Here is a 13553-nt window from a genome sequence, read left to right as displayed (position 1 = left end):
CGAGTGAGCGTCGTCCCGAGGGTCACCGTGGCCGGGCTCGGGCCGGCCGACGCCACCTTGATCCCGCCGCTGGTGTCGCAACGACTGGAAACCGGTCGCTGGTGGCTGCGCACCGCGCGTCATCCGGCGGCCGGCGAGGTGAACGCAGCGGGGTCCTTCGATGGGTTCTACGACACCAGCGACACCTTCGATCGCACCTACGAGCGCATCGTCGAGGCCCTGATCGCCGAGGCCGTCGAGCACGGCGAGGTGGGCTACGTGGTGCCGGGGTCGCCGCTGGTGCTCGAACGCGCCGTGGAACTGTTGGCGGCGGCGGCCGACCGGGGCGAGATCGTCCTCGAGGTGCTGCCGGCCATGTCGTTTCTCGATCTGGCCTGGGCGGCGCTGCGGGTGGACCCGGTGACCGTCGGTGTGCGCCTGGTGGACGGTCACCGTTTCGCCGTCGAGGCCGCCGGCCAGCGTGGCCCGCTGTTGGTGGCCCACACACACAGCAACGAGGTGCTCTCCGACATCAAGTTGGCGGTGCTCGACGAACCGGCCGCCGATCCCGGCGGCGAGGTGTGGGTGCTGTCGCACCTCGGGTTGCCCACCCAGGCGTTGACCCCGACCACCTGGGCGGAACTGGACCGCGGTGACCCCCCCGATCACCTCACCTCCCTCTGGGTTCCCACCTTGGCGTCGCCGGTGGCGGCGTCGTTGCAGGCGCTCGCCGAGGTCCTGGTCGCATCCGACAGCGGCCCGCTCGGCGACGCGGACGGCCGGTGGCGGCACTCGCCCGAGACGTGGAGGCTCGCGGCAGACCGGGTCGACGCGGCGTTGACCGGGCTCGACATCGCGGGCGGTGATGGCATCGACGAGCTTGAGGCGTCGCTGGGGGCTGCGCTCGGTGAGGTGGGCCGAATCGGTCGTCGGGCGGAACGGCAGGGCTGGTTCAACCTGGCCGACGTGGCCGCCGAAGCAGCCCTGCGCTCGAAGTAGCCCGACACGCTCGGGGCGCGATGCGTCACAATCGTGCCCATGACCGATGCAACTCACTCCGGCGGTTCCTCCTCCGGCCTCACGACCGCCAGCGGCGACATCGTCGTCAACTATCTGACCCAGGGCGACCCGACCGATCCGCCGGTCCTCATGATCATGGGGCTGGGTGCCCAGCGGGTCAGCTGGCCGCCCGAGTTCGTCGAGGCGCTGGTCGAGCGCGGCCGGTACGTGATCACCTTCGACAACCGCGATGCCGGTGAGTCCACCCACCTGAGCGACGCCGAGGTGGACCTGGGCGAGTTGGTCGGGGCGCTGCTCGGCGGTGCGCCGTTGGCGGAGGTGCCCTACACGCTGTCGGAGATGGCCGCCGATGCGGTTGCCGTCCTCGATGCCGTCGGTATCGATCGGGCTCACATCGTCGGCGCGTCGATGGGCGGGATGATCGCCCAGACCCTGGTGATCGCGCACCCGGAGCGGGCGCTCAGCCTGACGTCGGTGTTCTCGACCACCGGCGAGCCCGAGGTGGGTCGTCCGTCGGACGAGGCGGCGGCCGCGCTGATCACCCCGGCGCCGACCGAGCGCGAGGCCTACCTCGAGGCCACAGCCGAACGGTGGAAGATCTGGTCGGCACCCGAGCACTGGGACGCGGCGGCGGTTCGGGCTCGTCTGGAGCGCGAGTACGTCCGCAGCTTCGACCCTGCTGCGGTCACCCGACAGCTGGCGGCCATCCTGGCGAGCGGGTCGCGGGCCGAGGCCCTGCCCAGCGTGACCGCACCCACGCTGGTGATCCACGGGTTGGCCGATACTCTGGTGAAGCCCGACGGTGGCCGCCGAACCGCCGAGCTGATTCCGGGCGCAAAGCTGTTGGAGATCCCCGACATGGGCCACGAGCTGCCCGAGGCGCACTGGGACACCGTGCTCGATGCGGTCGAGGCCCACACCGGCGCCTGAACGGCGCCGATTGGCCCTGTCGACATCCGGAGCGCGGCGCTAGCGTGAGGGAGTGCCGCCGGAGCTTGAGGTCAACGTCTCGTTGGGCGATCTGGCCCAGCAGCTCGATGCGCAGCGATTCGTCGGGCGCCACACGGAGCGAGCGCTGGTGGCGGAGGCGCTGGCGGGGTCGCGCAGCAGCAGGTTGGTGTACGTGCACGGCCGGGGTGGGGTCGGCAAGAGCGCCCTGTGTCGGGCGGTCGCCCGCGACGCGGAACTTGGCGGCTACCGGGTTCACCGGTTGGATGGACGGACCCTCACCCCCGACCCCGACGAGTTGCGGGCGGCATTCGTCGCTGCGGCCGACCACTCGGCGCTGCTGATCATCGACGAGATCGATCAGCTGGCCGCCATGCGGGTCGCTGTCCGTGACCTGCTGGTGCAGGTGATGCCCGCCAGCTCGGTCGTCGTGCTGGTCGGGCGCTGCGCCCCGGACCGCACGTGGTTCGATGCCGGGCTCGACCAGGTGGTCGTCGAGTTGCGACTCCGTCCACTCGGCCACGCCGATGCGCTGGAACTGCTGTGTCGCCTGGGTGTGCACGACGCTGCCGTTTGCGGCCGGCTGGTTCGTTGGTCGGGGGGTTCGCCGCTGGCGCTCATCGTCGCCGCCCAGTCCGCCGAGGAGCGGCGCCTTGGCATGCCGGTGCCGCCGCCGGCGCTGGGCGTCGACGGCGACGTCGAGGCCCTGCTGGCCGATCGTCTGGGTGGTGGCGAGCTGAGCGGCGTCGACCCGGACGTGCTCGACGTCGCCGGCGTCGCTTCGGTGGTCGATGCCCGAGTGTTGGCCGCCGCACTGCCCGGCGGCCCGGTGCGCGGCGGGCTGGCCCAGCTCCGGGACCTGTCGACGGCGGAGCGGTTGGGTGCCCGGGTCAGCCTGCACCGACTCCTCCGCTCTGCGGTGCGTGCCCGGTTGGCCTCCACCGATCCCGATCGTTACCGAACGCTGGTGATGCGCACCGCCGAGCATTTGCGGCATCGCGCGCTCACCGAGGATCACCGGCTGCTGCTCGAGCTGGCCGACCTGGTGGAGGACCCAGAGCTACCGCTGAGCTTCGATCCCGGCACGTCCTACTTTCCGGACCGTGTACGCGCCGGCGACCTCGACGCGGTCGCCAGGGTGCACGACCCGACCGCCGGGTGGTTCGGGCGGCTGCGGCGCTGGTGCGAGGACGCCCCCGAGTCGGTGCTGATCGTTCGTCATGCCGACGGAACACCGGCGTCGCTGGTAGTGCTCAGCACCCCCGCCAGCCTCCCCGGCTGGGCCGCCGGTTTCATCGAGGTGGCGCCGGCGGTGGATCACGCAGCCCGTGCGGGGCACCTCGACGAGAGCTTCTTTGCTCATACGTCGGTCGTCATCGACCCTCCCGTCGATTCGGACGAACTCGCCGAGATGATGCAGGTAGGCAACTCGGCCGGGTTCGCCCGCGGGCTGGTCCGGTCCCAACGCTACGGCTACCTCACCGCCGTCGGCCGACGCGAGTGGGGCGCAGCTGACCTGTTGGGCTACCGGGAACTCCCCGAGTTGCGACGCAGCGACGACGGCCGAGAGCTGTTCACGTTGCGATCGGACTTCGGACCCGACGGGTTGATCGGGATGGTGTTTGCGATGATTCAGGAAGAGCAGCTGGGGGTGGCCTCCGTTGCCGGTAGCCGGGGCGTGGAGCTGATCGATGCGCTCCGGCACTTCCACGACGACGACGCCCTGCGGCGCTGCCGTATCGACGGCGATCCGGACGAGGTCAGGGCGGTCGTGCGGGCGGCGGTCGACGCAGCGTTCGGCGATGGCCCGACCGATGCGGTGCTGCGCCAGGCGCTGGTCCGCGCCTACCTGGACGTCGACGGCGGCCATGCCCCCGCCAGGGCCGAACTGCACATGAGCCGATCCAGCTTCTATCGCCACCTGCAGCGAGCCCGGCAACGTCTCGCCGACTCGGCCCGTTGAGCTACGGGTCCGGGGGCGCCACCCGCTTGGTGGCGGTCGCTGGGGGTATGTCGCACGGCGAGGGGTACACCGAGCGCGTCTCGACGGCGATGTTCGCGTCGGTCAGCGCAGCGACTGGATCCACGGCAGCCTCCTGCGAGGTGCCGGCGCCGCTCCACGATCCGGTTCCATCCAACGGTTCGTCCTCGGTGAGGACGAACGTCTCCCACGCATAGGGCGTCGGCCCGTGGTCCAGCTTGTTTGCCGGGTCCCGCATCTGCACCCGGCAGACCGCCCCGGTGGCGTCGGCGTCGGCCTCGGTGACGTGAGCGCTCAACTGCACCAGGAGGGGGTCGGCCAGCCCGCGCTTGTCCGGCGCCATCTCGAACCCCGGGATGTCGAAGTACGGCAGGCCCGATGCGGCGGCCGTCGCCGACGAGACCTGCTTCTTGACCGAGCTGATCAGTATCTTCGCCACGGCCAGACACGGGTCCGCTGCCGCCGCCGTCGCTTCGGAAGGTGCCCCGAGCTCGCCCCCGGCCGAGGTGATGGCGTCGGCGAACGCGGGGTCGGCCTTCAGCGAGTCGCATGGGATGCCGGCCTGCTTCATCAGCTCGACCGCCAGGAGGGCAACCTCGCCGTCGGCCAGCGCCTTCACCTGCGCGCTGGTCGGCAGGCTCGGGGGGAGGCCGAAGGAGGCCAGCACGGCGGTGACCGCGACGCCGGCCACCACCGAGGCGACGGCTGCGCATCCGTCGCCGGCGCCCTCGTCCGCTGCGGCCAGGGTCAAACAGATGGGGTTGTACTTGGCGAAGGTGTCGACCACCGCGGTGATGACGCTGTTGTAGGCGTAGCTGATGATGTCCCAGGCCTGAGCGGCTAGGTCGATGACAAACGCCACACCGGCGGCCGCTGCGTAGTAGGCCTTGCAGTACCACTCGTCGCAACGGGTGGGCGGCGGGAAGTCACGGGCGCAATAGGAACCGGAGGTGGGGTAGAACCTTCGAGCGACGTCGCGCTGGAACGTCATCCCTGGGTTTTCCAGGCTCGCACTTGGCTCGCCGGCGGCCCAGGGGACCGTGACCTGTTGGCAGCCGGTCCACTTGGGGTTGGGTGCCCGCCCGGGATCGATCGTCAGCGAGTCCACCGTGAAGTCCACCCCGGTCTCGGTGCTCTGGGGCACCGGAAGCGTCACGGGGTACGAGTTGGAGGTCGACGTTGGACCACCGCCGGTGGGGTTGGCCACTGCCCGCACCCAGACGGTGTCGCCGGGTTTGGGCAGGATCGACGTCGCCTGCACGACGGGGTCGGTGGTGCCGGCCGGAACCAGCGCGCCAAACGACGCCGATGAAGGCAGCGTGGCGCCGGCACCGGCGACCGGCGGCCTGAGCACCTTGAGCGCGCCCGGCTGACCGGCGCCCCCGGCCTGCTCGCCGGACTTCGTGGGCAGGCTCCCCGGCCGCCGGATGATGTCGGCGGTGTCGAGCACGAACGTGCCCCGTCGTCCGACCCGACTGTTCGGGATGGCAAGGCTCTGGCCGGTGGCCAGCAGCTGGGTCGGGGCCAGGGAACCGTCAGCGGGGCTGGGCTTGCCGGCGAGCAGTTGCCACTGGATGCGATCGGTGGAGTCGGAGGCGGCGTCCCAGGCGAACGTGAGCTTCTCGTCGGTGGAGCCCAGCTCCACGGCTGTGCGGGTGGGCTCGCCGGCGAGGCCCAACGTGAGGGCGGCCGGTTCGCCCACGACGGAGTTCAGCGTTTGCCCCTCGGGCACCTGGAGCTTGCCCGAGGCGACCTGTTTGGGGAACTCTCCGGCCTTCCACACCTGCAGGTCCAGGCTTCGCCCGGCGAGGGCGGGCAGCATGTTGGCGATGTCGGTGTGCACCCCGGCCTTGAACGTTTCGTTGGGATTGCTGGGAATCCTGATCCAGCGCTTTGACGATTGGGTCAGGTACAGGAAGGTGGAGCCATTGGGTTGGTCCAGGTTGAGGGTGCCGTTGACGATCGACGCGTTGCCGGTCCAGCCGGTGGCCGCCTGGCAGGCGGGGGGCATCTGAACGCTCACGGTGCTGCTGTCGCCCCCCGGGTCGCGGGCAAACACCGACTGCGCCGAGCCACCCGTGGGATCGATGACCGCTGTGCCCGATCCCGCCTTGACCCAGCCGGAGGTGCCGGAACCGGCACGAAAGATGGTGGCGCCCTTCGTGGAGGAGACCTTGACCGAACAGCCGTCCACCTTGGTGGTCGGGGCAGCGGGAGCGCCTCGCTCGGCCGTGACCTGGGCGGGCGCCTGCACGACGGCCTCCCGGACACCCCGGTCGTCGCCGCCTTCGATCTGGGCGTCGACGGTGACCACGACCGTCGCCGCGTCGCTTGCCTCCGGCCCATCTGCCTCCGGCCCATCTGCCTCCGGCCCATCTGCCTCCGGCCCATCTGCCTCCGGCCCATCTGCCTCCGGCTCGTCGGGGCCTGCGCCGGCCGGGGGTGGCTCCGGTTCGCTGACCGCATCGGGAGCCAGGCCCAGCCGTTTGGCCACCGCCTCCCGGGTCTCGCCGGGGAGCAACGTGACGAGGGCGGCCCTCTGGCCACCCGGGCCGGGCGCCACACCGACCGTGCTCGGCGCGGTCTTGGTGACGTGTCCCTTGCCGTCGACGAGCTCGGCGTGCACCAGGTGTTCGCCGGTGCTCAGGGCGGGGGCGCTCAGCGACGCCTCGGAGGAGTACTTCGGTCCTGGTGACCTCGCCACCATCCTGGCGCCGTCGTACAGGTCGATGTGGTCGATGCCGGATTTGGAGAAGCCGCCGACGCTGAACATCATCGAGCCGCCCACCGTGGTGACGGGAGCGCTCACCTGTGACATGGTCGCCTCGAAGGGCATGGCGGCGTAGACCGCGGCAGGGGCCGCCTCGGTTTGCTCCCGCCCACCGTCTGCATGGTGGCGGATCTGGACGGCGACGCCGGCGATCAGGACGGCTCCGGCGGTGACGTAGGCGAGGATCCAGAGCCGGCGAGAGGTGGTCACAGCCACGAAACGTACCGAGCAGCGACCGACCGGAGCCCGAATCTCGTCGGATCTGGGACCGGTTTGGGACCTGGTGGCCTGGCCAAGGGGCTGTCACGCACCGATACGGTCACCGCACCGGCCAGGTCACCCCGACCGTTGCCGGAAGCCAGGGGTTGGAGATGCCGGTATTCTGGGCGAAGGTGATCATCCCGGTGGTGATGGCCGCCGCCGGAGGGGGAGCCATGGTGCTGGCGGCTCGTGACGCGCCCGCGGGTGCCCTCGACTCGGCCCCGGCGCAGGTGTGGATCGATGGTCCCACCGGCGATCGGGCCTTTCCCCCCGGTGACCTGACGGTCACCGCACACGCCACCGACACCTCGATCGACGCGTTGATCCTGGAGGTCGACGGCAAGGACGTGGCCACCGACGACCAACTCGACCGGTCCGGCAAGCTGGCGCTGGCGCACTTCGCCTGGAGCGCCAAGCCCGGCCTGCACCAACTGGTCGCCAAGTCGCGGGGCACCTCGAACATCGCCTCGGCCATGCGCGAGATCGAGATCAGCGCCGACGCCCCCGCCGTCCCGACCAGTGCCGTCACCTCAACCACCGTGGCTCAGAACGCCTCGACCACCAGCGACCCGTCGGACACAACGGTTGGTGGGTCCGCCTCGACCTCGTCGGGTGTGCCGATCACCGACCCGGCAACGGGATCGGTGGTGGCCCCACCGGAAACGCAGCCGACCGGTATCGACCCGAGCCCCACCGGTGCGCCACCCGTGACGGGCCCGGCTGCTACGCCGCCACCCCAAACGCAGCCACCCGCAACGCAGCCACCCGCAAACCAGCCACCCGAAACGCAACCACCCGAAACGCAGCCACCCGCAACCCAGCCACCCGAAACGCAACCACCGCCCGTCGTGGATGGTGCCTCGGTGTCGGGCACCGTCTACGAGTACTCGTTCTGCCCGTACTCGGCCACCGTGTCGGTGCGGGCACGCAACGCCACCGGCGCGCAGGTATCGGTGGCGGGCACGTCGTTCAGCGCCCCGATGTCCGGTGGCGGACCGTCGTTCTCCGCTCAGATCCCGTCCGGTTTCACTGCCGCCGAGGTGGGCACCCACCCCGTCGTGGTGCAGGTCTCCGGCCCCGGCGGCACGGTGGAGCAAACGGTTGACAACCTCGTCGTCAACGGTGGGTGCCCGAAAGACTGAGCATCCTTGGGACCGACTTGGGACCGGTTTCAGCGCCGACAACGTGCGTGGTGCCGCCATGCTCTGTGAGGACCAGACCCAAGGAGCGTTTCATGTCACGTCAAACCCGTCTCGCCGCACTCATCGCCTGCGGCGCCCTGATGCTCGGCACGACCTCGTGCGGTTCGGACGATGGGCCGTCGGCCAACCCCGAGGGCGCATCCGTCACCACGGCCGCGCCGGCGGGCACCTCCGACGGGGGCACCGAACCCGCCGACGCCGCATCGGGCTCGGGCACGGCGACCCTGGTCGACGGTCCGGCCGCCGCCGACAAGACGGTCACGCTCACCGCCGCCGGCGCCTACGAGCCGAGCACACTCGAGGTCGGGGTGGGGGAGGAGTTCACCTTTCAAGCCGCCCCCGATGCGGGCACCCATGCTGTGTCGATCAACGGCGCGGACGCGGCGACCATCTCCGGCGGGTTGACCGAGACCTTCACCATCGACGCGCCGGGCACGTACCAGGCCACCGACGAGCTGAGCGACGCCACCGCAACGATCACCGTCACCGGTTAGCAGATCACACCTCGCGGCACCAACCTTGACAGGATTTGTTAGGGACGCCTAAAACACGTCCCATGAAGAGTGGCCTGTTGAGTTCCGTCCCCCTCGCTGCCGTGTTGATCGCCGCCTCGTGCGGCGGAGGTGATCAGACGACAACGGCGGCGTCTCAGCCCTCCGGGGCGGACGCAACGTTGAGCGCCGAAGTGGTTGAACACTACGCAGATGGTGTTTTCGCCAGCTATGGCGCCAGCCTGGACAGTGCCACCGCGATGAGCGACACGATCGACACGTTCCTGGCCACGCCGACCGAGGACACGCTGACCGCCGCCCGGCAGTCGTGGCTCGACGCCCGCCCAGACTACGGCGTGACCGAGGCGTTTCGCTTCTACGGTGGGCCGATCGATGCCGATGACGCAGGCCCCGAGGGGCAGATCAACGCCTGGCCGATGGATGAGTCGTACGTCGACTATGTCGAGGGAGATGCGAATTCGGGCATCATCAATGATCCGGAAGAACATCCGGAGCTCACCCCCGGGGCGTTGGCGGAACTGAACGAGGCCGGCGGCGAGACCAACGTGTCGACCGGCTGGCACGCGATCGAGTTCCTGCTGTGGGGCCAGGACCTGTCCGAAGATGGGCCGGGCGAGCGTCCGGCCACCGACTTCGCAACCACTGGAACTGCTGCTGCGAAGAACGCCGACCGTCGGGTCGAGTACCTGGGATCGGTCACCGAGCTGCTGTTGGCCGACCTGCAGGACGTGGCCGACGCCTGGGATCCCGAGGCCGACGACAACTACCGGGCCGAGTTCCTGGCCAAGCCGTCCGATGAGGCGCTCACCGACATCATCGGTGGCATCGGCGAGCTGAGCCGCGGCGAGTTGGCGGGCGAACGGATGTCGGTCGCCTACACCGAGCGAACCCAGGAAGAGGAGCACTCGTGCTTCTCGGACAACACCACCGAGGACATCGTTGCCAATGCCCAGGGGGTCGCCAACGTGATCACCGGTGACTATCCCGGGGGCCTCGCTGGACCGGGCCTGGCGCAACTTCTCGCCGACGACGATGAGGCCGCCGCCGCCGAGTTGACCGCTGCTGTCGAGACGAGCGTCACCTCAGCCGAGTCGATTCCCGCGCCGTTCGATCAGCACCTGCTCGACGGCGTGAGCGACGACGACCCGGGTCGCGCCGCCATCAAGACCACGATGGGCAACCTCGGAGCTCAGACCGACCTGATCGTCGATCAAGCGGCCGCGCTCGGGCTGACCGTCGAGGTGTCGTGACCGGGTTCGCCCGACGGGCTGTCGCCGTGGTGTTCGTCGCCGGACTCATCGTGTCCGCCTGCGCCGGCTCGGACGACGAGCCGGTGGCGATCGACCCCAAGCTGGGGGGCGAAGCCACCCGCTCGGCCACCAACCGCAACGCGTTTGGGCTGCCGGTCAAAGGGTTGGATGACGATCAGCGCTTGGACTTCGAGGTGGGCGACAGCTTCTTCAACCAAAACTGGGTGACGTCGCCGGCTTCGACCAAGGCGAGAGACGGGCTCGGCCCCACGTTTAACGCCCAGGCCTGCTCGTCGTGTCACGGGCTCGACGGGCGGGGAGCGCCGCCGATCGACGCCGACGACACCTCGACGCTGGGGCTGTTGCTACGCCTCTCGGTGCCGGGAACCTCGCCTGCAGGTGGTCCGATGCCCGAGCCCACGTATGGCGACCAACTGCAGGATCGGGCGGTGCCGGGCGTCCAGCCCGAGGGCATCGTTGCGATCGACTGGGTGTCCGAGACCGGCTCGTTCGACGACGGCGCCACCTACGAGCTGCGTCGGCCGAAGATCGACACTTCCGACTTGGCCCACGGGCCGTTGGGTGACGACGTGATGATCTCGCCCCGGCTGGCGCCGCAGGTGATGGGCGTCGGGTTGCTCGAGGCGATCCCGGAGGCCTCGGTGCGCGCTGCCGCCGATCCGGACGACGCCGACGGCGACGGCATCTCCGGACGGATCAACCTGGTGCCCGACCCCCACACCGGCGACGAGATACTGGGACGCTTCGGGTGGAAGGCCAACGTCGGCAAGGTCGAGGGCCAGGTGGCCGGGGCGTTCCACGGTGACATGGGCATCACCTCGCCGCTGTTTCCGGACGAGAACTGCCACAGCGATGACCCGTCGTGCGTGGCGGCCATCGGCGGCGGCAGTCCCGAGATCCCGCAGGAGACCTTTGATCGGGTCGTGTTCTACAACCGGACGCTGGCGGTGCCGGCGATGCGAGACTTCGAGTCGCCGCACGTGCGCTCCGGGGCGGAGCAGTTTGGCACCGTCGGCTGCGCCGGCTGCCACACGACCAGCCAGACGACCGGACCGGCCGACGTGCCCATGCTGAGCGAGCAGACGATCAGCCCGTTCACCGACCTGTTGCTGCACGACATGGGCCCCGGCCTTGCCGACGGCCGTCCCGACTTTGCGGCCTCCGGCACGGAATGGCGTACGCCGCCCCTGTGGGGCCTGGGCCTGGTTCCGGTGGTCAACGGCGAGCGATTCATGATGCACGACGGTCGAGCGCGAACCTTCGAGGAGGCCATCATGTGGCACGGCGGAGAAGCGCAGGCCGCGGCCGACGCGTTCGCAGCACTCGATGCCGACGAGCGCGCTGACCTGATCGCCTACCTGGAGGTCCTGTGACACGTCGTGAAATCCGCCGACCGATCGCCATTGGCGTAACGGTGCTGCTGATTGCCGCAGGGTGTGCGGGCGGTGTCAGTCGTGAGGAGACGACCGCGGCCATCGCACAGCTTGGCGCCGACGACATGGCCGCCTTGGTACCCGTGTCCCGCGAGGCCACCGACGCCGTCACCGACGCGTGTGCGTCGGGCCAACCGGGCGACGTCGAGGCAGCCGCCGACCAGGTCGCCGTCGCCCAAACCCGATGGCACGAGACCGAAGCGTGGTGGATGGGCCCGGCGACCGACCTGCGGGCCAACGCGCTGGTCGACTGGCCGGTCAACACCGACGACGTCGATGAACTGCTCGCGGCCGCCGAGCCGGTGACGATCGACGCCGACTACCTCGCCGAGTTCGTCGGCGCCGACACCCGAGGTTACGGGGCGGCCGCGTACCTGCTGGACGGCGCTCCGCTGGATGATCGAGCGTGTGACTACGCAACCGCGGCAACCGTTCTGGCGGCGTCAACCATTGATGAGGTGGCGAGCGCCTGGACCGAGTCCACCGATGCAGCGTCCTACCAGGAGCAGTTGACGGCCACCGGCGGCCTCGACGCGGTGGTCAACCACCTGCTGACGCTGCTGTCGAGCCGGGAGTCCGCCCACCTCGGTGCCCGGAGTGCGTCGATCGAGCGGGTGTTGTTTGGCGCCGATGGCGACTCGGGGCTGGCGGTCATGGTCGACGACGACCTCGCCGCCAGACTGCGCGTCGAGGCCGATCGCATGGTCGCTGTGGCAGGCCCGGTTGAGCAGCCGTCAGTTGAGCAGCAGCCGGCCGGGTTTGAGGAGGCCGCCGAGGCGCTGCGGGCCACCGTCGCCTCCGAGGTGGTCGCCAAACTGGGTATCAAGGTCACGTTCAGCGATGCTGACGGCGACAGCGCCGGTTGATCGGGCGGTCCGGCAGGTCACGGCCGCTCACGCCCGAGCGGTGTCGTCGGCCTCGCTGGAGGCGCTCCGCATCGCGTTCGGGCTGCTCGTCGCAGCGTCGGCGCTGCGGTTTCTGGCCCGGGGCTGGGTGGGGTCGCTGCACCTCGCTCCCGAGCATCACCTGACCTACCCCGGCTTCGATTGGGTGGCGCCGCTGCCCGGGGCCGGCGCCTCCCTGCACGTGGCCGTGGTGGCGTTCGCCGGGTTGGCGATCGCCGTCGGCTGGCGCACGCGCGCAGCTTTGGGGGTGTTCCTGGTCGCCTTCGTGTGGATGGAGTTGATCGATGCTGCGCTCTACCTGAACCACTACTGGCTGATGACGTTGCTGGGCGCGCTGCTGTTCGTGCTGCCGGTGGGAAGGGCCTGGTCGTTCGATGCGTGGACGGGCCGGGTCACCCCGTCGAGCGAGGTGCCGGTGTGGATGGTGTGGGCGGCCCGTTCCCAAGTCGGGATCGTCTATGTCGTTGCCGGGATCGCCAAGCTGAACGCCGATTGGCTCCTGCGGGGCGAGCCTTTGGGCATGTGGTTGGCGGCCCGCGGCGACCGGCCCCTGGTGGGATCGCTGTTCGACCTGCCGCTCACCCCGTTGGTGGTGTCGTGGGCGGGCGCGATCTTCGACCTCACCATCGTCGGCTGGCTCGTGTGGCGACGCTCCCGGCCGTGGGCGTATGTGGCGGTCGTCGTGTTCCACCTCAGCACCGCAGCGTTGTTCCAGATTGGGTTGTTTCCGTGGGCGATGATGGCCCTGACCCCGGTGTTCTTCGCACCGTCCTGGCCGGAGCGGATGCTCCGCCGGATCGGCGTCGTCGTGCCACGACCTCCGCAGGCCGATGCGCCGACAACCCCCACCTGGGTTCGTCGAGCGGCGCTTGGGCTGGTCGTCGTCAACCTGGTGGTGCCGCTGCGCCACTACGCCTACGCCGGTGACGTGACCGAGAACGAGGCCGGCTACTACGGGTCACTACGGGTCATGCTCACCGAGAAGACCGGTACGGCCCGGTTCCTGGTGACCGATCCCACGACGGACCAGGCATGGACAGTCGCCCCCGGCGACTACTTCGAACCCTGGCAGGTGGGCCAGCTGGCCTCGCGCCGGGACCTCTTGATCACCGCGGCCCACGTCGTCGCTGCCGAGGCCCGCGCCGATGGCCACCCCCGGGTGGAGGTGCGCGCTGATGCGTGGGTCTCGATCAACGGTCGACAACGCCGGCGACTGGTCGACCCGGCGCTCGACCTGGCCGCCCTTGAACGCCGGCCTCGCTGAACCGGCG

The 13553-nt window shown here is 70.0% G+C and carries 10 protein-coding genes; 9 read left to right on the top strand and 1 reads right to left on the bottom strand.

What is annotated here, in order from left to right; translation table 11 throughout:
• The first annotated feature begins 3 nt into the window (after positions 1-3).
• From MPARV_RS0112100 to MPARV_RS0112090, 3 genes are read left to right on the top strand one after another with little or no spacing between them, the layout of a single operon-like run.
• Positions 4-978, top strand: coding sequence for an SAM-dependent methyltransferase (locus MPARV_RS0112100; protein WP_020378431.1), 975 nt, complete (start codon positions 4-6; stop codon positions 976-978).
• 39 nt (positions 979-1017) lie between these two features.
• Positions 1018-1929, top strand: a complete 912-nt coding sequence (locus MPARV_RS0112095) for an alpha/beta fold hydrolase (protein WP_012225645.1) — start codon at positions 1018-1020, stop codon at positions 1927-1929.
• Positions 1930-1981: 52 nt separating this feature from the next.
• A complete protein-coding gene (locus MPARV_RS0112090) occupies positions 1982-3910 on the top strand; it encodes an ATP-binding protein (RefSeq protein ID WP_020378430.1) in 1929 nt (642 codons plus the stop codon).
• 1 nt (position 3911) lies between these two features.
• On the opposite strand, the gene MPARV_RS0112085 is transcribed toward MPARV_RS0112090, so the two are convergent.
• The gene (locus MPARV_RS0112085; protein ID WP_020378429.1) at positions 3912-6908 is read right to left on the bottom strand and encodes a hypothetical protein; all 2997 of its coding nucleotides are present in this window, start codon (positions 6906-6908) and stop codon (positions 3912-3914) included.
• A gap of 161 nt (positions 6909-7069) precedes the next feature.
• On the opposite strand from MPARV_RS0112085, the gene MPARV_RS0112080 reads away from it, so the two are divergent.
• The 6 genes from MPARV_RS0112080 (at position 7070) to MPARV_RS0112055 (ending at position 13546) form a co-directional block, all read left to right on the top strand.
• Complete coding sequence (locus MPARV_RS0112080) at positions 7070-8101, top strand: hypothetical protein (protein WP_012225651.1); 1032 nt, start codon at positions 7070-7072, stop codon at positions 8099-8101.
• A gap of 92 nt (positions 8102-8193) precedes the next feature.
• Positions 8194-8655 (top strand): cupredoxin domain-containing protein, encoded by a 462-nt coding sequence (locus tag MPARV_RS0112075; protein ID WP_012225653.1) that lies wholly within the window; start codon positions 8194-8196, stop codon positions 8653-8655.
• Positions 8656-8732: 77 nt separating this feature from the next.
• The gene (locus tag MPARV_RS0112070; RefSeq protein ID WP_200865155.1) at positions 8733-9923 is read left to right on the top strand and encodes an imelysin family protein; all 1191 of its coding nucleotides are present in this window, start codon (positions 8733-8735) and stop codon (positions 9921-9923) included.
• The gene (locus MPARV_RS0112065) at positions 9920-11317 is read left to right on the top strand and encodes a di-heme oxidoreductase family protein (protein WP_020378427.1); all 1398 of its coding nucleotides are present in this window, start codon (positions 9920-9922) and stop codon (positions 11315-11317) included. The genes MPARV_RS0112070 and MPARV_RS0112065 overlap by 4 nt, the downstream gene beginning before the upstream one ends.
• Positions 11314-12243, top strand: coding sequence for an imelysin family protein (locus tag MPARV_RS0112060; RefSeq protein ID WP_020378426.1), 930 nt, complete (start codon positions 11314-11316; stop codon positions 12241-12243). The genes MPARV_RS0112065 and MPARV_RS0112060 overlap by 4 nt, the downstream gene beginning before the upstream one ends.
• Entirely contained in the window at positions 12218-13546 is a 1329-nt protein-coding gene (locus MPARV_RS0112055; protein WP_020378425.1) for an HTTM domain-containing protein, read from the top strand. Before MPARV_RS0112060 ends, MPARV_RS0112055 begins: the two co-directional genes overlap by 26 nt.
• Positions 13547-13553 lie beyond the last annotated feature (7 nt).

It is taken from the genome of Candidatus Microthrix parvicella Bio17-1, assembly GCF_000299415.1.
Taxonomy (GTDB): Bacteria; Actinomycetota; Acidimicrobiia; order Acidimicrobiales; family Microtrichaceae; genus Microthrix; species Microthrix parvicella.
Note: the sequence above shows the minus strand (reverse complement) of the source record. Positions and strands in the feature narration are given on the sequence as shown.